The following is a 20035-nucleotide window of genomic DNA, read 5'->3' as shown; positions in this document are numbered from 1 at the left end:
CCACCACGGATGTCAAGGGCGTCCCCGGCCGGGGACGCCCTTCCGCGTTAGCCTGGAGCGTCAGACTCCCGCCAGCTCAGCAAGGGGCCAACCAACCCGTGCGCATCGCCAGGTTCTCCATCGACGGGAACGTCGCCTTCGGCGCGGTCGAGGGCGACAAGCCGGACGAGCTCGTCCTCGACATCATCAAGGGCATCCCGTTCGCGGAACACGAGCTCTCCGGCACGAAGGTGCCGCTGAGCAAGGTCCGGCTGCTCCCGCCCGTGCTCCCCAACAAGGTCGTGGCCTTCGGGCGCAACTACGCCGAGCACGCGCGCGAACTCGGCAACGAGGTGCCCGACGCCCCGTTCGCCTTCTTCAAGCCGTCGACCTCCGTGATCGGCCCCGGGGACGACATCCAGTACCCGTCCTTCTCCGAGGAACTCCACCACGAGGCCGAGCTCGCCGTGGTCATCGGCCGCATGTGCCGCGAGGTCCCGCGCGAGCGCGTCAAGGACGTGATCCTCGGCTACACCTGCGCCAACGACATCACCGCGCGGGACGTCCAGCGGCGCGAGAAGCAGTGGGCGAGGGCCAAGGGCTTCGACTCGTCCTGCCCGCTCGGGCCCTGGGTGGAGACCGACCTCGACCCCGGCGACCTCACCATCCAGCTGACGGTCAACGGGCAGCAGCGGCAGCTCGGCCGCACCAGCGAGATGATCCACTCCATCGAGGATCTGATCGTCAACATCACCGAGGCCATGACGCTGCTCCCCGGCGACGTCATCCTCACGGGCACCCCGGCAGGGGTCGGCCCCCTCGCTGTCGGCGACGAGGTCTCCGTCAGCATCGAAGGCATCGGCACTCTCACCAACAAGGTTGTCAAGCGTGGCTAGCGCACCCGGCTCCCCCGTACGCGTCCGTTTCTGCCCCTCGCCCACCGGTAACCCCCATGTGGGCCTGGTCCGCACCGCCCTGTTCAACTGGGCGTTCGCCCGGCACCACGGCGGCACCCTGGTCTTCCGCATCGAGGACACCGACGCGGCCCGCGACTCCGAGGAGTCCTACGAGCAGCTCCTGGACTCGATGCGCTGGCTGGGCTTCGACTGGGACGAGGGCCCCGAGATCGGCGGCCCGCACGCGCCGTACCGCCAGTCGCAGCGCATGGACCTCTACAAGGACGTCGCGCAGAAGCTGCTGGACGCCGGTCACGCGTACCACTGCTACTGCTCCCAGGAGGAGCTGGACACCCGCCGCGAGGCCGCCCGCGCCGCCGGCAAGCCCTCCGGCTACGACGGTCACTGCCGCGACCTGAGCGCCGAGCAGGTCGAGGAGTACACGGCCCAGGGCCGCACCCCGATCGTCCGCTTCCGGATGCCCGACGAGACGATCACCTTCACCGACCTGGTCCGCGGCGAGCTGACCTTCACCCCGGAGAACGTCCCGGACTACGGCATCGTCCGCGCCAACGGCGCCCCCCTCTACACGCTCGTCAACCCGGTCGACGACGCCCTGATGGAGATCACCCACGTCCTGCGCGGCGAGGACCTGCTCTCCTCCACGCCCCGCCAGATCGCCCTGTACAAGGCGCTGATCGAGCTGGGCGTCGCGAAGGGGATCCCGTCCTTCGGCCACCTGCCGTACGTGATGGGCGAGGGAAACAAGAAGCTCTCCAAGCGCGACCCGCAGTCCTCACTCAACCTCTACCGCGAGCGCGGCTTCCTGCCCGAGGGCCTGCTCAACTACCTCTCCCTCCTGGGCTGGTCGCTCTCCGCCGACCAGGACATCTTCACCACGGACGAGATGGTCGCGGCCTTCGACATCAAGGACGTCAACCCCAACCCGGCCCGCTTCGACCTGAAGAAGTGCGAGGCCATCAACGGCGACCACATCCGCCTGCTGGACGTGAAGGACTTCACGGAGCGCTGCCGCCCGTGGCTGAAGGCCCCGTTCGCCCCCTGGGCGCCGGAGGACTTCGACGAGGCCAGGTGGCAGGCGATCGCCCCGCACGCCCAGACCCGCCTGAAGGTCCTGTCGGAGATCACCGACAACGTCGACTTCCTGTTCCTGCCCGAGCCGGTCTTCGACGAGCCGAGCTGGACGAAGGCGATGAAGGAGGGCAGCGACGCCCTGCTGCGCACGGCCCGCGAGAAGCTGGAGGCGGCCGACTGGACGTCCCCCGAGTCCCTCAAGGAGGCCGTCCTGGCCGCCGGCGAGGCCCACGGCCTCAAGCTCGGCAAGGCCCAGGCCCCGGTCCGCGTCGCCGTCACCGGCCGCACGGTCGGGCTGCCCCTCTTCGAGTCCCTGGAGATCCTGGGCAAGGAGAAGGCGCTGACCCGCGTCGACGCGGCCCTGACCAGGCTGGCGGCGTAGGAGCGGCGTACGCGCGAGGGGCGGCAACCGGGTCACCGGCTGCCGCCCCTCGGCGTTCGTGCAGAGCGCGTCGCGGGACACCGCCCCCGGTCAGGGCGGTCGGCGCGCCGGTTCCCGCCGCGCCGCTCCCAGCCGTCGCGAACGCCGGACGCGCTCCCCGTTCGGGCGTTACCGTCGGATCATGAGCATTCGCGCCGTGGTCTGGGACGTGGACGACACCCTCTTCGACTACACGACCGCGGACCGCGAGGGCATGCGCTGCCATCTCGCGGCCGAGGGCCTCCTCGACGAGTACTCCACGCCGGAGCAGGCCCTCGTCCGGTGGCGGGAGGTCACCGACCAGCAGTGGGCGCGCTTCGCCGCCGGCGAGACCACCTTCCAGGGCCAGCGCCGCGACCGCGTACGGGTCTTCCTGGGCCGGGAGATGACCGACGCGGAGGCCGACGACTGGTTCCGGCGCTACATCGGCCACTACGAGGCCGCCTGGGCCCTCTTCCCCGATGTCCTGCCCGTCCTCGACGCCCTCGCCGCCAGCCACCGGCACGCGGTGCTCTCCAACTCCAGCATCGAGGTCCAGGACCGCAAGCTGCGCGTCCTCGGCGTGCACGACCGCTTCGAGGTCATCCTGTGCGCCGCCGAGCTCGGCGTCTCCAAACCGGCGGCCGCCGCCTTCCTCGCGGCCTGCGAGGCACTCTCCCTGCCCCCGCACCAGGTGGCGTACGTCGGCGACCACCCGGAGATCGACGGACAGGGCGCCGCGGACGCCGGGCTGCTCTCCGTCTGGATCGACCGCTGCGGCGGCACGGCCACCGTGGAGCTGCCCTCCGGGCGGCACCGGATCGCCACCCTCGCCGAACTGCCCGCGATCCTCGGCGCGGATACCCGTTTTGGAGCGCAGTCCACCTTCGGGTAATGTTCTTCCTGCGCCGCCGGGGAGCGGGCCGAGAGGCCGGAACCCGGAGGAGCAAGCTAGAACAAAATCCCCTCCGGGGCTTGCGTTCCAGTGGCCTATGGTGTAATTGGCAGCACGACTGATTCTGGTTCAGTTAGTCTTGGTTCGAGTCCAGGTAGGCCAGCTCGCAGAGCTCATCTGCACCCGCGGATCACATCCGCAAGCCCCCGTTGTGTAGCGGCCTAGCACGCTGCCCTCTCAAGGCAGTAGCGCCGGTTCGAATCCGGTCGGGGGTACTGGTTCCGATCATCTCGGAATCGCTAGGGCCCCCGTTGTGTAGCGGCCTAGCACGCCGCCCTCTCAAGGCGGTAGCGCCGGTTCGAATCCGGTCGGGGGTACTGACTGGTCTAAACCACATTGGTCTATGGTGTAATTGGCAGCACGACTGATTCTGGTTCAGTTAGTCTTGGTTCGAGTCCAGGTAGACCAGCTCGGACCTGCGGAAACGCAGAGTCCACGCCCCCGTTGTGTAGCGGCCTAGCACGCCGCCCTCTCAAGGCGGTAGCGCCGGTTCGAATCCGGTCGGGGGTACGCAGTCCGAAGGGGCTTCCACTCAGGTGGGAGCCCCTTCGGCGTCTTCGCCGCCGCTCGTCCGACGGCCCCGCTCACACGATGCCGTACCGGCGTGCCGACTCCTCCTCCTGCGCCAGCCGGTGCAGCGCCTTCAGGACCGGCTCGAACAGCACCGCCGCCGCGACCGCCGTCTCGACCCTTTCCTCCTCCGAGGCGTGCGTCTCCAGGAAGTCGAGATCGCGGACGGCGACCTGGTGCATCAACTCCGCGTAGGGAGCGAGCAGTTGGGCGTCCCACGGGTAACCGAGCCGGATCAGCGTGGCCACCGCCACCACCAGCGAACGGTGCACCGGGGACAGGGGCGCGAGCTCCCGCGCCGTCTCCCAGCCCAGCCGCTCCAGCAGGGTGTCCACCTCGCGCCGGGCGGCGAGCACCGCCGGATCCTCCTCGTCGGGCTCCGCGTCCTGCGGCAGCGCCCACAGGGCCGCGCCCAGCCGGATCGTGCGGCCCAGCGACTCGTCGTCGACGTGCCCCAGCACCTCCCGGGCGGTCGCCACCGGCACCCGCCCCACCTGGATCAGGGCCCGCACCAGCCGCAGCCGGCGCAGATGTCCCTCGTCGTACTCGGCGGTCGTGGCGTTGACCTGGCGGCCGGGGCGCAACAGGCCCTCGCGCAGGTAGTACTTGATCGTCGCGGTGGACACACCGCTGCGCTTGCTCAGTTCGGCCAGCCGCATCTCTTGCGCCCTTTCTTGGACAACGGCACTATCCAAATATGGCAGCGAAACGCATCGGCGCGCGTCGCACCACCGCCGACGCCCAGGGTGACGTGGTCGTCCTGCTGATCGGCATGCGGATCAACCGCTTCCGGGCGGTGCACCAGTGGCTGCCGGTCATGCTGGCGATGTTGCGCATGCTGGCCGAGCTGAAGAAGCAGCCGGAGCGCGGACTGCTCTCCCGGGTCCTGCTGACGGCTTCCCCGCGGACGTACTACGTCGTCCAGTACTGGGAGTCGAAGGAGAAGCTGTACGCGTACGCGAGCGCGCCGGACGCCGTCCACCACGCGGTGTGGGCGCGGATCAACCGCATGGAGCGGGACGGGAAGGTGCGCGGACACGTGGGGATCTGGCACGAGGCGTACGTCGTGCCCGAGGGGTCCTACGAGGCGATCTACGGGGACATGCCGGCCTTCGGGCTCGCCGCCGGGCACGGACAGGTGCCGTTGGAGGAGCGGGGCCGCCGTGCCGGGGACCGTTTCTCCTGGCGCTCCTGACGGAGATCGCGTCCCCGCCGTCCAGGACCTGCCGCGGCGTTGAGGCCGGTCCTTTCCCGACGGGGTACGACGTCCTGCGGGCGTCAGCCGGTGCGGCGCAGGGCCTCCGAGAGGCGGGCCGCCGCGTCGATGACCGCCTGGGCGTGCATACGGCCCGGGTGGCGGGTCAGGCGCTCGATGGGACCGGAGACCGAGACGGCGGCCACCACGCGGTTCGAGGGGCCGCGCACGGGCGCGGAGACGGACGCGACGCCCGGCTCGCGCTCGCCGATGGACTGGGCCCATCCCCGGCGCCGCACGCCCGACAGGGCCGTCGCCGTGAAACGGGCGCCCTGGAGGCCGCGGTGGAGGCGCTCGGGCTCCTCCCAGGCCATGAGGATCTGGGCCGACGAACCGGCCTTCATCGTGAGCGTCGAGCCGACCGGGACCGTGTCCCGAAGGCCGGACAGCCGCTCCGCCGCGGCGACGCAGATGCGCATGTCGCCCTGGCGGCGGTAGAGCTGCGCGCTCTCGCCCGTGACGTCCCGGAGGTGGGTGAGCACCGGGCCGGCGGTCGCGAGGAGGCGGTCCTCGCCCGCCGCCGCGGCCAGTTCCGCCAGACGCGGGCCGAGGATGAAACGGCCCTGCATGTCGCGCGCCACCATACGGTGGTGTTCCAGAGCCACGGCCAGCCGGTGAGCCGTGGGTCGTGCCAGTCCGGTCGCCGCGACCAAGCCCGCGAGGGTGGCCGGACCGGACTCCAGAGCGCTCAGGACAAGGGCTGCCTTGTCCAGAACGCCGACGCCGCTACTGTTGTCCATGAAACGATATTCCCGTCTCACTCTGTGAAACGCAAGTTCATTTTTCCGTGAGACGCGCAACCCTTGGATGCACACGGCCCGAAGACCAACGGGCTTGGCGGCGGGTGCCCGGGACCAGGGGCGAGGGCGCCGCTCCACAAGATCTCTAGTTGGGCCGGAGCGTTTTCACCGGCCGGAGGGAAAGCGATGGGTAGGACACTCGCGGAGAAGGTCTGGGACGACCACGTCGTCCGGCGCGCCGAGGGCGAGCCCGACCTCCTCTTCATCGATCTGCACCTGCTGCACGAGGTGACCAGCCCGCAGGCCTTCGACGGCCTCCGCAAGAGCGGCCGCCAGGTGCGCCGACTCGACCTCACCATCGCGACCGAGGACCACAACACCCCGACCCTCGACATCGACAAGCCCATCGCGGACCCGGTCTCCCGAGTCCAGCTGGAGACGCTGCGCAAGAACTGCGCCGAGTTCGGCGTGCGCCTGCACCCGCTCGGCGACGTCGAGCAGGGCGTGGTGCACGTCGTGGGCCCGCAGCTGGGTCTGACCCAGCCGGGCATGACCGTCGTCTGCGGTGACTCGCACACCTCCACGCACGGCGCCTTCGGCGGCCTGGCCTTCGGCATCGGCACCTCGCAGGTCGAGCACGTGCTGGCCACCCAGACCCTGCCGATGACCCGCCCCAAGACCATGGCGATCACGGTCGACGGTGAACTGCCCGAGGGCGTCACCGCCAAGGACCTGATCCTGGCGATCATCGCCCGGATCGGCACCGGCGGCGGCCAGGGCTACGTCCTGGAGTACCGCGGCTCCGCCATCGAGCAGCTCTCGATGGAGGCCCGGATGACCATCTGCAACATGTCGATCGAAGCGGGCGCCCGCGCGGGCATGATCGCCCCCGACGAGACGACCTTCGAGTACCTCAAGGGCCGCCCGCACGCCCCGAAGGGCGAGGACTGGGACGCGGCCGTCGCGTACTGGAAGACGTTGAAGACGGACGAGGACGCCGAGTTCGACGCCGAGGTCGTCATCGAGGCCGCCGAACTGTCGCCGTTCGTCACCTGGGGCACCAACCCGGGCCAGGGCGCGCCGCTTTCGGCGAACGTCCCCGACCCTGCTTCGTACGAAGACGCTTCGGAGCGCCTCGCCGCCGAAAAGGCCCTGGAGTACATGGGGTTGGAGGCCGGACAGCCGCTGCGCTCCATCAAGGTGGACACCGTCTTCGTAGGCTCCTGCACCAACGGCCGCATCGAGGACCTGCGCGCCGCCGCCGAGCTGATCAAGGGCCGCAAAGTCGCCGACGGCGTACGGATGCTGGTCGTCCCGGGCTCCGCGCGCGTCGGTCTGCAGGCCGTCTCCGAGGGTCTGGACGTCGTCTTCAAGGAGGCCGGCGCCGAGTGGCGGCACGCGGGCTGCTCGATGTGCCTGGGCATGAACCCCGACCAGCTGGCGCCCGGTGAGCGCTCCGCGTCCACCTCCAACCGCAACTTCGAGGGCCGGCAGGGCAAGGGCGGTCGTACGCACCTGGTGTCGCCGCAGGTCGCGGCGGCCACCGCGGTCCTGGGCCACCTGGCCTCCCCGGCCGACCTGTCCGACGCCGAGACCCGTACGCCCGCTGGAGTCTGATCAGCCATGGAAGCATTCACCACGCACACCGGCCGGGCCGTCCCGCTGCGCCGCTCCAACGTCGACACCGACCAGATCATCCCTGCTCACTGGCTCAAGAAGGTGACGCGGGACGGCTTCGAGGACGGGCTGTTCGAGGCCTGGCGCAAGGACCCGGAGTTCGTCCTCAACCGTCCCGAGCGGCAGGGTGCGACCGTGCTGGTCGCGGGCCCCGACTTCGGCACCGGTTCCTCCCGGGAGCACGCCGTCTGGGCGCTGCAGAACTACGGCTTCAAGGCCGTGATCTCCTCCCGCTTCGCCGACATCTTCCGCGGCAACTCGCTGAAGAACGGCCTGCTCACGGTGGTCCTCGAGCAGAAGATCGTGGACGCGCTCTGGGAGCTCGTCGAGAAGGACGCGACTGCTGAGGTCACTGTGGACCTGGAGGCGCGTGAGGTGCGCGCCGAGGGGATCACCGCCCCCTTCGAGCTGGACGAGAACTCCCGCTGGCGGCTGCTGAACGGGCTGGACGACATCTCCATCACACTCCAGAACGAGGCCGACATCGCCGCCTACGAGGCCAAGCGCCCGTCCTACAAGCCGCGGACGCTCCAGAGCTGATCCCTGGCTGAGCAGGTCGAGTTTCGGCCACCGCGACACCCCCTCCGTACCCCCGATCGGACCGATCGGGGGTACGGCCGTTTCTGCACCCGTTCGGCCCCCCCGGTCCTCACTCTTCCTCCCAACTTCCCACGTTAGGGCGGTGGTTGCCGGGGTACGCGCCCTCCGTGGACACGGCTTCCGGCAGTGTCCAAACGGCCGTTTGAGGCGGCAGTTGCCCCCTGGGCGGGCGACAACTCGCCCCAGATGGCACAATCTGTGCATGGAACACGACGGCCAACTCGAGCTCTATACGGCGGTCGCGAACCAGCTCAAGGAAGCGCACGCAAGGGTGCGCGCACTGCAAGTCCCGGAGGGCGTACGGATGGCGCTGACCCGGAAGCTGCTGGTCATTACGGCCGCGGCCAAGCACGATCCCGCCGGTGCGACAAGGCGGCTGGAGCGGTTCATGGCGGACCTCGACAAGGGGCGAATGCCCGAAGAGGAGCGCTGATCGCCTCCTGAGCAGCCGAGTTCGTTGCGGCACAAGGGTGATTAGCCCGTTTCGTGTTTGATTTGCGGTATATATCTGCCTAACGTGCGAAAAAGCTTGAACACTTTCGTTCTGGCGATGTCTCCGAAGGGGAAGACGTGAACAAGGCGCAGCTCGTAGAAGCGATTGCCGACAAGCTGGGCGGCCGCCAGCAGGCCGCCGACGCGGTCGACGCGGTCCTGGACGCCATCGTCCGCGCGACCGTCGCGGGGGAGAGGGTCTCGGTCACCGGCTTCGGTTCGTTCGAGAAGGTCGACCGTCCGGCGCGTTACGCCCGTAACCCCCAGACGGGCGAGCGGGTTCGGGTCAAGAAGACGTCCGTGCCGCGCTTCCGCGCAGGTCAGGGCTTCAAGGACCTGGTCAGCGGCTCGAAGAAGCTGCCGCGCGGCGGCGAGGTCGCCGTCAAGAAGGCCCCCAAGGGCAGCCTGACCGGTGGTGCCACCGCGACGGTCAAGAAGGCCGCCGCGAAGAAGGCCACCACCAAGACCGCCGCCGCGAAGAAGACCACCCCGGCGAAGAAGACGACGGCCGCCGCGAAGAAGACCACGGCCACCGCCAAGAAGACGACCGCCAAGAAGTCGACCACCAAGACGGCGGCGGCCGCCAAGAAGACCACCACCGCGAAGACGGCCGCGGCCAAGAAGACCACGGCCAAGAAGGCCCCGGCGAAGAAGGCGACGGCCAAGAAGGCCCCCGCCAAGAAGTCGACCGCGCGCAAGACCACCGCCAAGAAGACCACCGCCCGCTAGGCGTCAGGGGTCAGGGGCACTCACGCGCCGGGCCGGACTCCCTCTCGGAGTCCGGCCCGCGGCGTGTCCGGGGCCGGTTTCCCGGCCCTGTTCCGGGCCTCTTCGAGCTGTTTCCCGGGCCTGCCGCCCGGTCCCGGTCCGGGATGCGCGCCTCAGAAGGTGTGCAGGGTCACCAGGGTGATGCGCCGCGCGTCCCCCTCGCCCTCGACCTCGATCCGCACCCGCTGCCCGGGCCGCAGCAGCCGCAGCCCGCCCGCGTCGAAGGCCGGCGCGTCGAAGGGCACCGGGGTGCCGTCGTCCAGCAGCACCTGTCCGCTGCGGGTGTCGGGGTCGTACGTGTACGCGGTGGCCTGCATGCCCGGCAGCCTACTGCCCCGCGATCAGCAGGCGCGCGGCCGCCGCGGCCGTCCGGGGCCCCACGCCCAGTGCCAGAGCCGCCCGCAGGTCCTCGCCGGTGTCCACGTCCTGTCGTACGGAATCCACCGCGGCGAGGCGGAGTTCCGCCGCTCCGGAGGCCCGGTGGCGGGCGCGGGAATCGGTGCCGAATGCGGGAAGCAATTCATGGCCGGGAGCCACCGCGAGAAGGGTCGTGCCGATTCCGGCCGCGTCGGGAAGAAAAGCCCGCGTGAATTCCGCGGCCGCGTCCAGGACGCGGGCCAATTCCGGGGGACGCAGCGCCGGGAGATCGGCGTTCAGGGCGGCGAGCGCGCCGTCGGGGCGGGTGGAGCGCACGACGGCCTCCGCGTGCGCGAGAGCGGAGTTCAGGCCGGAGCCCGGCTCGTCGGGGACGATGCGGGCGCCCAGCGCCGCGAGCTCCCGACCGGCCAGGACGTCGTCCGTGACCACCGCCACATCCCGCACCGCGGGGCAGGCCAGGGCGGCGGCGACCGTGTCCTGGGCGAAGGCGAGGGCGAGTCCGGGCCGCAGCCCGTCGGCCGCGGTGTCCGCGAGCCTGCTCTTGGCCAGCGCCAAGGGCTTCACGGGGATGACCAAGCTCCACTGCACCGGTGTACCGTCCCTCTCTTGTCGCGGCCATTGTCACCCGGCTCCTCCGGCGGTCCCTCGATCGGGGCGTACGGTGTTCTCGACAGACCGGCGGCCCGGGGCGACACTTGTGCGGCCCCAGGCCCCGGAAGGAAGTCAGGGAAGTCCTAGAGGAAGGTGTCCGCGTGCCCCGCCGCAGAATCGGCTTCTGGTACCGCTTCGCTGCGGTCCTCTGCAAACCGCCGCTGGTGGTTCTGATCAAGCGGGACTGGCGAGGAATGGAGCACATTCCGGCCGAGGGCGGATTTATCACCGCGGTGAACCACAATTCGCACATCGACCCCTTCGCTTACGCGCACTATCAGTACAACACGGGGCGAGTGCCACGATTCCTGGCGAAGAGCGCACTTTTCAACAAGGGATTCGTCGGCGCCGCGATGCGCGGCACCGGGCAGATCCCCGTCTACCGCGAGAGCACCGACGCGCTCAGCGCCTTCCGGGCCGCGATCGACGCCGTGGAGCGCGGCGAGTGCGTCGCGTTCTACCCCGAGGGCACCCTCACCCGCGACCCGGACGGCTGGCCGATGACCGCCAAGACCGGTGCCGCACGCGTCGCCCTGCAGACCAAGTGCCCGGTGATCCCGATCGCGCAGTGGGGCGCCAACGAGGTGCTGCCGCCGTACGCGAAGAAGCCGCACCTCTTCCCGCGCAAGACCCACCGCGTGCTCGCCGGTCCGCCCGTGGACCTCACGCGGTTCTACGACAAGGAGATGACTCCCGAGCTGCTGAAGGAGGCGACGGAGGTCATCATGGCCGCCATCACCCGCCAGCTGGAGGAGATCCGCGGGCAGAAGGCGCCGGTGACGCCGTACGACCCGCGCCTGGAGCGGATCGAGCAGCGGCGCCGGACCGAGGCGCAGACACGGACGCGGTCCCAGGCGCGGACCCAGGGGAAGCAGGCAGAAGGGCAGGGCACGTGAGCAAGCCGGTCAAGGCGGCGGTCCTCAGCGCCGGTTCGTGGGGCACGGCCTTCGCGATGGTGCTCGCCGACGCCGGGTGCGAGGTCACCCTGTGGGCCCGCCGGGCCGAGGTCGCGGAAGCGATCAACTCCACTCGGACGAACCCCGACTACCTGCCCGGTGTCGAGCTGCCGGAGAACGCGCGGGCCACCACGGACGCGGCCGAGGCCGCCGAGGGCGCCGACTTCACGGTCCTGTCCGTGCCCTCCCAGACCCTGCGGGCCAACCTCGCCGCGTGGGCCCCGCTGCTGGCGCCCCACACGGTCCTCGTCTCCCTGATGAAGGGCGTCGAACTCGGTACGACCATGCGGATGAGCGAGGTCATCGAGGACGTGGCCAAGGTCCGTGCGGACCGCGTCGCCGTGGTCACCGGGCCCAACCTGGCCCGGGAGATCGCCGCCCGGATGCCGGCCGCCGCCGTGGTCGCCTGCACCGACGAGCGGGTCGCCCAGCGACTGCAGACCGCCTGCCACACGCCGTACTTCCGCCCGTACACCAACACCGACGTGGTGGGATGCGAGCTGGGCGGCGCCGTGAAGAACGTCATCGGGCTCGCCGTCGGCATCGCGGACGGCATGGGCCTCGGGGACAACGCCAAGGGCTCGCTGATCACCCGCGGCCTCGCCGAGACCACCCGCCTCGGCCTGGCCATGGGCGCCGACCCGCTCACCTTCTCCGGACTCGCGGGCCTGGGCGACCTGGTGGCCACCTGCTCCTCGCCCCTGTCCCGCAACCACACCTTCGGCACGAACCTGGGCAAGGGCATGACCCTGCAGGAGACCATCGCGGTCACCAGGCAGACCGCCGAAGGAGTCAAGTCCTGTGAGTCGGTGCTGGATCTGGCCCGCCGGCACGGCGTCGACATGCCCATCACCGAGACGGTCGTCGGCATCGTGCACGAAGGCAAGCCGCCGGTGGTGGCGTTGAAGGAGCTGATGTCGCGCAGCGCGAAGCCCGAGCGACGCTGAGCGACGCCCCGAGCCGACGCTGTATCCGGGCCCTACCACCGGGTACTCTCAAGCCGATATGAGCACCGAGAACCTCCCCCAGAGCCCTGAGCAGCCGTCTCGCAAGCCGCGTGTGGCCGTCGTGTTCGGCGGCCGCAGCTCCGAACACGGGATCTCCGTGGTCACCGCCGGCGCCGTCCTCAAGGCCATCGACCGGACGAAGTACGAGGTCCTGCCGATCGGCATCAACCGGGAAGGCCGTTGGTTCCTCACCGCGGACGCGCCGGAGCGCATGGCGATCACCGACCGCCGTACGCCCGACGTCGAGGAGCTCGCCGAGTCGCGGGAGGGCGGCGTGGTGCTCCCCGTCGACCCCGCGAACCGCGAAGTCGTCTACAGCGAGCCGGGGTCGGTGCCCAAGGCGCTCGGCGAGGTCGACGTCGTCTTCCCGGTGCTGCACGGCCCCTACGGCGAGGACGGCACCCTTCAGGGTCTGCTGGAGCTCTCCGGTGTGCCGTACGTGGGTTCGGGTGTGCTCGCCTCGGCCGTCGGCCAGGACAAGGAGTACATGAAGCGGGTGTTCACCTCCTTCGGGCTGAAGGTGGGCCCGTACGTGGTGGTCCGGCCGCGCGAGTGGGAGCGGGACGAGTCCGCCGCCCGCAAGAAGATCGTCGACTTCGCCGGCGAGCACGGCTGGCCGCTCTTCGTGAAGCCCGCGCGCGCGGGTTCCTCGATCGGCATCACCAAGGTCGACGACCTGTCGGGGCTCGACGAGGCGATCGCCGAGGCGCAGCGCCACGACCCGAAGATCCTCGTCGAGGCGGCGCTGCGGGGCCGCGAGATCGAGTGCGGGGTGCTGGAGTTCGAGGACGGCCCGCGGGCCTCCGCCCCGGCCGAGATCCCGCCGCCGCAGGCGCACGCGTACTACGACTTCGAGGCCAAGTACATCGACTCGACCCCCGGGATCGTGCCGGCCCCGCTCACGCCCGAGGAGACCGCCGAGGTGCAGCGGCTCGCGGTGGACGCCTTCGAGGCGGCCTCCTGCGAGGGCCTGGTGCGGGCGGACTTCTTCCTCACGGAGGACGGGGAGTTCGTGATCAACGAGATCAACACGATGCCGGGCTTCACGCCGATCTCCATGTACCCGCAGATGTGGCAGGCGAGCGGGATCAGCTATCCGGAGCTCGTCGACCGCCTCGTGCAGGCGGCGCTGCGCCGGTCGACCGGGCTCAGGTAGGTCCGGCCCGGCCGAGTGGCACCCCCACCGAAGCCGACCTGATGGACGGGGCGCTCCCTGTCCATCGGGGCCGACGGACACCCGCTAGGCGATCCCTTCGGGGATCGTCTTCTTGACGGCGGACGCCAGGTCGACGAGCGGTGCCATGCCGTCCGCCGCGCGCTCCTCGGGGATCGTCACCTCGACGTACGCCTTGCGCAGCGCGGTGGTGAAGCGGAACGACCCGTCCTCCTGCTTCTCCAGCAGCCACCCCACCCCGTTCACCTCGACCCCGTCGGCCTCCTGATCGCTCATCTTCGCGGGCCGTTCGACACCGCAGCGCAGTATGATCGCCGGGTTCCCCCAGCCCGCGGTCAGCGTGGAGGCGGGTGAGGGATCCCGGCGGCCGAGGTCGTCGACCGTGGACGGCAGCGCCTCGTCCAGGTTCCGGCACAGTTCGGTGACCGTTGCCGAGGGGCTGGGAACCGCCGTCGACGCGTCACCGTCTGCTGAGGAGCAGCCCACCGCAGCGAGCAGGAGGGCGAGCGGCGGCAGAACAATTGGCCGGTGACGAAAAAGGTTCACCGGCCAAGGGTAGACGGGGGCTACAGATGCACGACCGGGCAGGTCAGGGTACGGGTGATCCCGTCCACCTGCTGGACCTTGGCGACCACCATGCGGCCGAGGTCGTCGACCGTGTCGGCCTGGGCCCGCACGATCACGTCGTAGGGACCCGTCACGTCCTCGGCCTGGACGACCCCGGGGATCTTGCTGATCGTCTCGGCGACGGTCGACGCCTTGCCGACCTCCGTCTGGATCAGGATGTACGCCTGTACCACGGAACCTCCAGGGCGGCCACGAGGATCATGTGGGGAAAAGGAACGCCACGGTATCGCGTCGCCGCTCGCCGCGGGGAGACCTGCGGAAACCACGACTCGCGCGCCGGGGTGCAGGCACGACAGAAGTTGACGGTCATCTCGACCGTATCGAGGACACTGGTGACGCGCGACCGGGCACGGACAGGGACAGGGACAGAAGGGGAGCAAGGGCGATGAAGGGCACTGTTGGTGAGCTCGGGGAGTTCGGGCTCATCAGGGAGCTCACCTCCCGTCTCACCACCACCCCGGCGGTCCGCGTCGGCCCCGGCGACGACGCCGCCGTGGTCGCCGCGCCCGACCGGCGGGTCGTGGCCAGCACCGACATCCTGGTGGAAGGCCGGCACTTCCGCCGCGACTGGTCCACCGCCTACGACGTCGGCCGCAAGGCCGCCGCCCAGAACCTCGCCGACATCGCCGCTATGGGCGCCGTGCCGACCGCCCTGCTGCTCGGCCTGGTCGTGCCCGCCGAACTGCCGGTGACCTGGCCGACCGAGCTGATGGACGGCCTGCGCGACGAGTGCCAGGTGGCCGGCGCCGCGGTCGTCGGCGGTGATGTCGTACGCGGCGACACGATCATGGTGTCGATCACCGCGCTGGGCGACCTGCGCAACCAGGAGCCGATCACCCGGGGCGGCGCCCAGCCCGGCGACCTGGTCGCGGTGACCGGCTGGCTGGGCTGGTCCGCCGCCGGGTACGCGGTCCTCTCCCGCGGCTTCCGCTCGCCGCGCGCCTTCGTCGAGGCCCACCGCCGCCCCGAGCCGCCGTACCACGCGGGCCCGGCGGCCGCCGCGCTGGGCGCGACCGCCATGTGCGACGTGAGCGACGGGCTGATCGCCGACCTCGGGCACATCGCGGAGGCCAGCAAGGTCCGTATCGACATCCGTTCCGGCGCGATCGACATCCCGTCGCAGATGAACGACATCGGGCAGGCCGTCGGCGTCGACCCCATCCAGTGGGTGCTGACCGGGGGAGAGGACCACGCGATCGTGGCGACCTTCCCTCCGGACGTGAAGCTGCCGGCCCGCTGGAAGGTGATCGGCGAGGTCCTCAACCCCTCCGCCCTGCCCCAGGTGACGGTCGACGGAGCGCCCTGGACCACCAAGGGCGGCTGGGACCACTTCGGGGACATCGAGTCATGAGCGCGCCTGTCCGGGTGCTGACGGTGGCCGGCTCCGACTCCGGTGGGGGCGCGGGCATCCAGGCCGACCTGAAGACGATGCTCGCGCTCGGCGTGCACGGCATGAGCGTCCTCACCGCGGTCACCGCCCAGAACTCCCTTGGCGTGCAAGGAGCTTGGGAGCTCCCTGTGGAGGCGGTGCGGGCCCAGTACCGCAGCGTCGTCGACGACATCGGCGTACAGGCCGTGAAGACCGGGATGCTGGCCTCCGCGGAACTCGTCGAGACGGTGGCGGAGTTGATCGCCGGCACGGACGCGCCGGTGGTCGTCGACCCGGTGGGCGTCTCCAAGCACGGGGACCCGCTGCTGGCCGCCTCGGCACTGGACTCCGTGCGGACGAAACTGCTGCCGGCCGCCACCGTCGCCACCCCGAACCTCGACGAGGTGGCCCAACTCACCGGCGTCCGCGTCGAGTCGGAGGACCAGCTGCGGGAGGCGGCGGCCGCCGTGCTGTCGTTCGGACCCCGGTGGGTGCTCGTGAAGGGCGGTCATCTCCCCGGCGACGCCGTCGACCTGCTCACCGACGGCACCGCCGAGCACTGGCTGCGCGCGCCCAGGCACGACAACCGGCACACGCACGGCACCGGCTGCACCCTCGCGTCGGCCATCGCCTCGCAGCTCGCGAAGGGGCAGGCCGTACCGGAGGCGGTGGCGGCGGCCAAGAAGTACGTCACCGGGGCGATCGCGGCCGGGTTCGCGCTGGGCGGCGGCATCGGCCCGGTGGACCACGGCTGGGGCCTCACGCGGCCGGGTACGCCCGCAGTGTGATGTCGGTCGCCGCCTTCTCGGTGAGCCTCTTGAAGAAGCTCGCCAGCAGCGGTGAGCTGAGCAGCCGGTACATCCGGTCCCGGCTGCGGATGCGCCGCTCGGTCGGCGGGGCGAAGAACGGGCCCGCGTTGCCGGAAACCTTCTGGCAGCCCTTGGCGAAGCCCCTGATCCGCGTCTCGTACTCGGCGAACGCGGTGCGGTGGTCGCCGCCCGCGAGGGCCAGCTCACCCGCCAGCACGTGGGCGCCGACGATCGCCGCGCCCGTTCCCATGCCGCCCATGATCGCGCCGTACCCGGCGTCGCCGAGCAGCGCCACGCGGCCCCGGGCGAGACGGTCGACGTGGACCTGGGCGATCGCGTCGAAGTACAGGTCCTCGGCCTGTTCCAGGGCCCTGAGGACCGCGGGGGTCTCCCAGCCCATTCCCGCGAACCGCTCCGCGATGATCCGCTTCTGCGCGGCGACGTCCCGGCGGTCGTACGACAGCTGCCCGGACCGGAAGACCAGCAGGGCGCCCGCGCGGTCGGGGTCGCCGTCGTAGTTGCCGATCGCCACCGCGCGGCCGGGCTCGCTGTAGAGGCGGCCGGCGCGGTCCAGCCCCAGGTCGTTGGGGACCGCGAAGCCCGCCACGTAGTGGTCGGAGAAACGCAGGTGGCGGGGGTCGTAGCCGAAGACGAGACGGCGGGTGCTCGAGTGCAGGCCGTCGGCGCCGATCACGAGGGCGAAGCGGCGGGGGGCGCCGCTGTCGAAGGTGACCTCGACGCCGTCGGAGGTTTCCGTGAGGCCGGCGATCGAGTCGCCGAAGACGTACTCGACGCCGTCCCGCGTGCGCTCGTACATCATCCGGGCGAGCTCGCCGCGGAAGATCTCGACATCGCCGCTCATCATCGCGGACGGCAGGTCCACCCGCGGGTTCCCGTCGGCGTCGACGACGGTCTGGCGGCCCATGTGGGTCTGGCGGGCGTGGATCTCGTCCCAGATGCCCATGGCGGTGAGGACCTCGCGGTGGACATGACCGCGGAAGTCGACGGCGAAGCCGCCCGCACGCAGGTCCGAGGCCTTCTCCACGACGGTGACCCGGGCGCCGTGGCGGAGGAGGCCGAGGGCGAGGGCCGGGCCGGCGACGCTCGCGCCGGAGATCAGGACGTTCAGGTGGGCGACGCGCTGTGTCTTTGTCATGGGCAGGAGCTTCGGGGGAGGCGCTGACCGTCTCCCTACCGTTCGCTGACCGCCGCCGACCGCAGGCTCCGGCCCCGTGCGAAGGCCCGCGCGTACGCCCCGGTGGACAGCCGCGCGCGGGCGGCGCGCTCCGTGCCGACGACGTCGGGATCGGTGTGCGGGCCGGAGCCGCGCAGGCCCGCCGCCGCACCGAGCAGCTCGGCCGCCCGCTCGGGATCCTCGGCGACCGACGCCAGCGCCTCGGCCACGGCGGCGAGGGGCTTGGGGCCGGGCGGTTCGTCGGCGAGGGCCCGGGCCCGCGCGAACCAGTCGCGGGCTTGGCCGAGGTCCCCGTCGGCCGCGGCCGCGCGGCCCAGTCCGACGAGGATGAGGACGGTCTCGCCGAGGCTGAACCAGTTCGCCGCGCACGCCTGGAGGGCGGTCTCGTACTGCACGCGCGCGTGCGCGGCGTCCCCGGCCAGCCGGGCCGCGTCGCCGAGCCCGCGCCGGGCGGCCGCCACCTTGTCGGGGGCGCCCGCCGTGCGCGCGAGGGCCATGGAGGGCGTGAGGTGCGCGACGGCCTCCTCGGTGTCGCCCCGGTGCAGCAGCACCGTCCCGCGCGAGCGCAGCAGATCCGCGGTCTCCTCCGGTGCCCGCAGCTCCCGTACGTACCTCAGGCCCTCGTCGAGGAGCTCCACCGCGCGCGCGTACTCCCCGCGCCGGCCGGCGAACAGGCCCAGCGGGTCGAGGCAGTTCGCCATGCCCCAGCGGTCCCCGGTCTCGCGGAAGCCGGCCAGGGCGCGGGTGAAGGAGGCCTCGGAGGCGACCGCGTCGCCCGCGAACTGCGCCTGGTAGGCACCGCCGAGGTCCAGCAGCGCGCCCCCCCCGCGCCGTCGCCGATCCGCACCCGGACGAAGTCGTTGACGGAGGCGGCCAGCGGGCCGCCGGCCAGCGACCACAGGACCATCGTGAACGGCAGCCGCAGCGGACCCGTCAGCGACGTGACGACGTCGGTCACGCGCGTGACGCGGTCGGCCTCCTCCGGGTCGTCACCGCGCCCGGTGACGGTGCTCATCAGGCACAGCGCGTACTCCTCGGCCAGCCCCTCGGGCGGCTCGTCACCGACGGCCGCGAGCAGCGCGCGGGCCTGCGCCGACTGCTCGCCGTGCGGCGGGCCCGCGCAGCCGCCGGAACCAGGTCAGCGCCGCCATCAGCCGCAGCGCGGCGGCCGGATCGGTGGCGGTCAGGTGTGCCACGGCCGCGTCCAGGTTGTCGCGCTCGGCCTCCAGCCGCGCCAGCCACGGCAGCTGCCCCCCGCCGCGCAAACACGGCTCCGCCCGCTCGGCCAGCCGCAGGAAGTACCCGGCGCGCGCGTCCCGCAGAGCCCGCTCACCGACGCGCTGCCCGGCGGCGAACGCCCGGATCGTCTCCAGCATGCGATAACTGCTCACGGCCGCTTCCGGGAGACCTCGGTCATCGATCGTCCCCGGCCCGCCGTCGGTCAGCCCCGGCCCGCCGTCGGTCAGCCCCGGCCCGTCGGTCGTCCCCGGCCCGCCGTCGGTCAGCTCCGGCCCGCCGTCGGTCAGCTCCGGCCCGCCGTCGGTCGTCCCCGGCCCGCCGTCGGTCAGCCCCGGCCCGTCGGTCGTCCCCGGCCCGCCGTCGGTCAGCCCCGGCCCGTCGGTCGTCCCCGGCCCGCCGTCGATCAGCTCCGGCCCGCCGGCCGTCGCCGGTCCGTCGGCGGCTTCTCGGTCACCGGCCGCACGCGGGCCCTCGGCCACCTCCACGAAGGACTTCTCGACCAGGGAGGCCAGCAGGTCCTCGGGGTGCGGCAGGCCGCAGACCGCCTCGACGGCGTCGCGCGGCCCGGGTGGCCGCGCTGCTGCTCGCGACCTGTCCGGGCGTGCGCGTCCTCGCGACGAGCCGGGGGTCCCTCGGCATCACCGTCCGGCAGGTCGGGCAGCGCCGGGCCGCGCCACAGGGCGAGGGCCTCGCGCAGCCGGACGGCGGCCCGCCGGTGATCGCCGGCGGCGAGGGCGGTACGGCCCTCCGCGGCCAGCCGCTCGAAGCGGTGCGCGTCGTCGGCGTCCGGGGCGACGCCGATCCGGTACCCGCCGGGCCCCGCCTCGATCTCGGTGTGCGGGTCGAGACGGCGCCGTAGCCGGGAGACCTGGGACTGCAGCGCGTTGGCGGCCCCCGGCGGGCGGCTCGGCGCCGTACACGCCTTCGGGCAGGCGTTCCACGGAGACGCCGCGGCCCGCGTCGAGCAGGAGGAGGGTGAGCAGGGCGTGGGGGCGCGGGCCGCCGGGGTCGAGGGGAGTGCCGTCGTCGGTGCGGAGGTCGAGGTGGCCCAGGATGCCGAAACGCATGGCCGGAGTGGGGCAGGTCGCCCGGTTGCCGGGTCCCGGTTGCAGGTCCCGGTCGCCGGGTCCCCGTCGCCGGTTTCAGGGAACAGCAGAAAGCCGGCCCACCGAGGTGGACCGGCTTTCTGCAGCAACCAGCAGT

General features: G+C 71.6%; 23 protein-coding genes and 5 tRNA genes. 18 read left to right on the top strand and 10 right to left on the bottom strand.

Annotation, left to right across the window (positions count from 1 at the left end; genetic code table 11):
- Window positions 1-98: 98 nt before the first annotated feature.
- The 8 genes from ACIBBD_RS19310 (at window position 99) to ACIBBD_RS19275 (ending at window position 3835) form a co-directional block, all read left to right on the top strand.
- Entirely contained in the window at window positions 99-875 is a 777-nt protein-coding gene (locus ACIBBD_RS19310) for a fumarylacetoacetate hydrolase family protein (protein ID WP_399420642.1), read from the top strand.
- Complete coding sequence (gene gltX, locus ACIBBD_RS19305) at window positions 868-2352, top strand: glutamate--tRNA ligase (RefSeq protein ID WP_399420641.1); 1485 nt, start codon at window positions 868-870, stop codon at window positions 2350-2352. The genes ACIBBD_RS19310 and gltX overlap by 8 nt, the downstream gene beginning before the upstream one ends.
- A gap of 181 nt (window positions 2353-2533) precedes the next feature.
- Window positions 2534-3265, top strand: a complete 732-nt coding sequence (locus ACIBBD_RS19300; RefSeq protein WP_399420640.1) for an HAD family hydrolase — start codon at window positions 2534-2536, stop codon at window positions 3263-3265.
- A gap of 91 nt (window positions 3266-3356) precedes the next feature.
- A tRNA-Gln gene (locus tag ACIBBD_RS19295) sits at window positions 3357-3428 on the top strand.
- A 39-nt stretch (window positions 3429-3467) separates the two neighbouring features.
- Window positions 3468-3540, top strand: a tRNA-Glu gene (locus tag ACIBBD_RS19290).
- A gap of 29 nt (window positions 3541-3569) precedes the next feature.
- Window positions 3570-3642, top strand: a tRNA-Glu gene (locus tag ACIBBD_RS19285).
- Between the two features lie 20 nt (window positions 3643-3662).
- Window positions 3663-3734, top strand: a tRNA-Gln gene (locus ACIBBD_RS19280).
- Between the two features lie 28 nt (window positions 3735-3762).
- A tRNA-Glu gene (locus ACIBBD_RS19275) sits at window positions 3763-3835 on the top strand.
- 74 nt (window positions 3836-3909) lie between these two features.
- On the opposite strand, the gene ACIBBD_RS19270 is transcribed toward ACIBBD_RS19275, so the two are convergent.
- On the bottom strand, window positions 3910-4554 hold the full coding sequence (locus ACIBBD_RS19270) for a MerR family transcriptional regulator (protein WP_399420639.1): 645 nt from the start codon (window positions 4552-4554) through the stop codon (window positions 3910-3912).
- A gap of 38 nt (window positions 4555-4592) precedes the next feature.
- Here ACIBBD_RS19270 and ACIBBD_RS19265 point away from each other — a divergent pair, with 38 nt between their 5' ends.
- Window positions 4593-5090, top strand: a complete 498-nt coding sequence (locus ACIBBD_RS19265) for a DUF4188 domain-containing protein (RefSeq protein WP_399420638.1) — start codon at window positions 4593-4595, stop codon at window positions 5088-5090.
- A gap of 83 nt (window positions 5091-5173) precedes the next feature.
- Here ACIBBD_RS19265 and ndgR read toward each other — a convergent pair whose 3' ends face one another.
- Window positions 5174-5890: an IclR family transcriptional regulator NdgR gene (gene ndgR, locus ACIBBD_RS19260; protein WP_015036427.1), complete on the bottom strand. Its 717-nt coding sequence runs from the start codon at window positions 5888-5890 to the stop codon at window positions 5174-5176.
- A gap of 186 nt (window positions 5891-6076) precedes the next feature.
- Between ndgR and leuC the strand changes: the two genes are divergently transcribed.
- The 4 genes from leuC (at window position 6077) to ACIBBD_RS19240 (ending at window position 9388) form a co-directional block, all read left to right on the top strand.
- Window positions 6077-7507, top strand: a complete 1431-nt coding sequence (leuC, locus tag ACIBBD_RS19255; RefSeq protein ID WP_399420637.1) for a 3-isopropylmalate dehydratase large subunit — start codon at window positions 6077-6079, stop codon at window positions 7505-7507.
- Between the two features lie 6 nt (window positions 7508-7513).
- Window positions 7514-8107, top strand: a complete 594-nt coding sequence (gene leuD, locus ACIBBD_RS19250; protein WP_399420635.1) for a 3-isopropylmalate dehydratase small subunit — start codon at window positions 7514-7516, stop codon at window positions 8105-8107.
- A 262-nt stretch (window positions 8108-8369) separates the two neighbouring features.
- Window positions 8370-8600 carry a hypothetical protein gene (locus ACIBBD_RS19245; RefSeq protein WP_399420634.1) on the top strand — a complete coding sequence of 77 codons (231 nt, stop codon included), beginning with the start codon at window positions 8370-8372 and terminating at the stop codon, window positions 8598-8600.
- 137 nt (window positions 8601-8737) lie between these two features.
- Window positions 8738-9388 (top strand): HU family DNA-binding protein, encoded by a 651-nt coding sequence (locus ACIBBD_RS19240; RefSeq protein WP_399420633.1) that lies wholly within the window; start codon window positions 8738-8740, stop codon window positions 9386-9388.
- 152 nt (window positions 9389-9540) lie between these two features.
- On the opposite strand, the gene ACIBBD_RS19235 is transcribed toward ACIBBD_RS19240, so the two are convergent.
- Together ACIBBD_RS19235 and cofC are read right to left on the bottom strand one after the other, a co-directional pair.
- A complete protein-coding gene (locus tag ACIBBD_RS19235) occupies window positions 9541-9744 on the bottom strand; it encodes a hypothetical protein (protein ID WP_399420632.1) in 204 nt (67 codons plus the stop codon).
- A 10-nt stretch (window positions 9745-9754) separates the two neighbouring features.
- Window positions 9755-10393, bottom strand: coding sequence for a 2-phospho-L-lactate guanylyltransferase (cofC, locus tag ACIBBD_RS19230; RefSeq protein ID WP_399420630.1), 639 nt, complete (start codon window positions 10391-10393; stop codon window positions 9755-9757).
- Window positions 10394-10557: 164 nt separating this feature from the next.
- Here cofC and ACIBBD_RS19225 point away from each other — a divergent pair, with 164 nt between their 5' ends.
- The 3 genes from ACIBBD_RS19225 to ACIBBD_RS19215 are packed head-to-tail and all read left to right on the top strand — an operon-like array spanning window position 10558 to window position 13575.
- Window positions 10558-11352 (top strand): lysophospholipid acyltransferase family protein, encoded by a 795-nt coding sequence (locus ACIBBD_RS19225; RefSeq protein WP_399420629.1) that lies wholly within the window; start codon window positions 10558-10560, stop codon window positions 11350-11352.
- Window positions 11349-12359, top strand: coding sequence for an NAD(P)H-dependent glycerol-3-phosphate dehydrogenase (locus ACIBBD_RS19220; protein WP_399420628.1), 1011 nt, complete (start codon window positions 11349-11351; stop codon window positions 12357-12359). Before ACIBBD_RS19225 ends, ACIBBD_RS19220 begins: the two co-directional genes overlap by 4 nt.
- A 58-nt stretch (window positions 12360-12417) precedes the next feature.
- On the top strand, window positions 12418-13575 hold the full coding sequence (locus ACIBBD_RS19215) for a D-alanine--D-alanine ligase family protein (RefSeq protein ID WP_399420627.1): 1158 nt from the start codon (window positions 12418-12420) through the stop codon (window positions 13573-13575).
- Window positions 13576-13659: 84 nt separating this feature from the next.
- On the opposite strand, the gene ACIBBD_RS19210 is transcribed toward ACIBBD_RS19215, so the two are convergent.
- Complete coding sequence (locus ACIBBD_RS19210) at window positions 13660-14139, bottom strand: DUF3515 domain-containing protein (RefSeq protein ID WP_399420626.1); 480 nt, start codon at window positions 14137-14139, stop codon at window positions 13660-13662.
- A 20-nt stretch (window positions 14140-14159) separates the two neighbouring features.
- Window positions 14160-14393 carry an Lrp/AsnC family transcriptional regulator gene (locus ACIBBD_RS19205; RefSeq protein ID WP_037677600.1) on the bottom strand — a complete coding sequence of 78 codons (234 nt, stop codon included), beginning with the start codon at window positions 14391-14393 and terminating at the stop codon, window positions 14160-14162.
- A gap of 212 nt (window positions 14394-14605) precedes the next feature.
- Here ACIBBD_RS19205 and ACIBBD_RS19200 point away from each other — a divergent pair, with 212 nt between their 5' ends.
- Together ACIBBD_RS19200 and thiD are read left to right on the top strand one after the other, a co-directional pair.
- On the top strand, window positions 14606-15571 hold the full coding sequence (locus tag ACIBBD_RS19200; protein ID WP_399420625.1) for a thiamine-phosphate kinase: 966 nt from the start codon (window positions 14606-14608) through the stop codon (window positions 15569-15571).
- Window positions 15568-16377 (top strand): bifunctional hydroxymethylpyrimidine kinase/phosphomethylpyrimidine kinase, encoded by an 810-nt coding sequence (gene thiD, locus ACIBBD_RS19195; RefSeq protein ID WP_399420624.1) that lies wholly within the window; start codon window positions 15568-15570, stop codon window positions 16375-16377. The genes ACIBBD_RS19200 and thiD overlap by 4 nt, the downstream gene beginning before the upstream one ends.
- On the opposite strand, the gene ACIBBD_RS19190 is transcribed toward thiD, so the two are convergent.
- The 4 genes from ACIBBD_RS19190 to ACIBBD_RS19175 all read right to left on the bottom strand — a co-directional run bounded on the left by ACIBBD_RS19190 (window position 16349) and on the right by ACIBBD_RS19175 (window position 20027).
- Window positions 16349-17554 carry an FAD-dependent monooxygenase gene (locus ACIBBD_RS19190; RefSeq protein ID WP_399420623.1) on the bottom strand — a complete coding sequence of 402 codons (1206 nt, stop codon included), beginning with the start codon at window positions 17552-17554 and terminating at the stop codon, window positions 16349-16351. The genes thiD and ACIBBD_RS19190 overlap by 29 nt on opposite strands.
- A gap of 35 nt (window positions 17555-17589) precedes the next feature.
- Window positions 17590-18492, bottom strand: a complete 903-nt coding sequence (locus ACIBBD_RS19185; RefSeq protein ID WP_399420622.1) for a tetratricopeptide repeat protein — start codon at window positions 18490-18492, stop codon at window positions 17590-17592.
- A gap of 159 nt (window positions 18493-18651) precedes the next feature.
- Window positions 18652-19317, bottom strand: coding sequence for a hypothetical protein (locus ACIBBD_RS19180; RefSeq protein ID WP_399420621.1), 666 nt, complete (start codon window positions 19315-19317; stop codon window positions 18652-18654).
- Window positions 19236-20027: a BTAD domain-containing putative transcriptional regulator gene (locus ACIBBD_RS19175; RefSeq protein WP_399420620.1), complete on the bottom strand. Its 792-nt coding sequence runs from the start codon at window positions 20025-20027 to the stop codon at window positions 19236-19238. The genes ACIBBD_RS19180 and ACIBBD_RS19175 overlap by 82 nt, the downstream gene beginning before the upstream one ends.
- Window positions 20028-20035 lie beyond the last annotated feature (8 nt).

The sequence above is a fragment of the Streptomyces sp. NPDC051315 genome, assembly GCF_044455165.1.
Lineage (GTDB): Bacteria > Actinomycetota > Actinomycetes > Streptomycetales > Streptomycetaceae > Streptomyces.
Note: the sequence above shows the minus strand (reverse complement) of the source record. Positions and strands in the feature narration are given on the sequence as shown.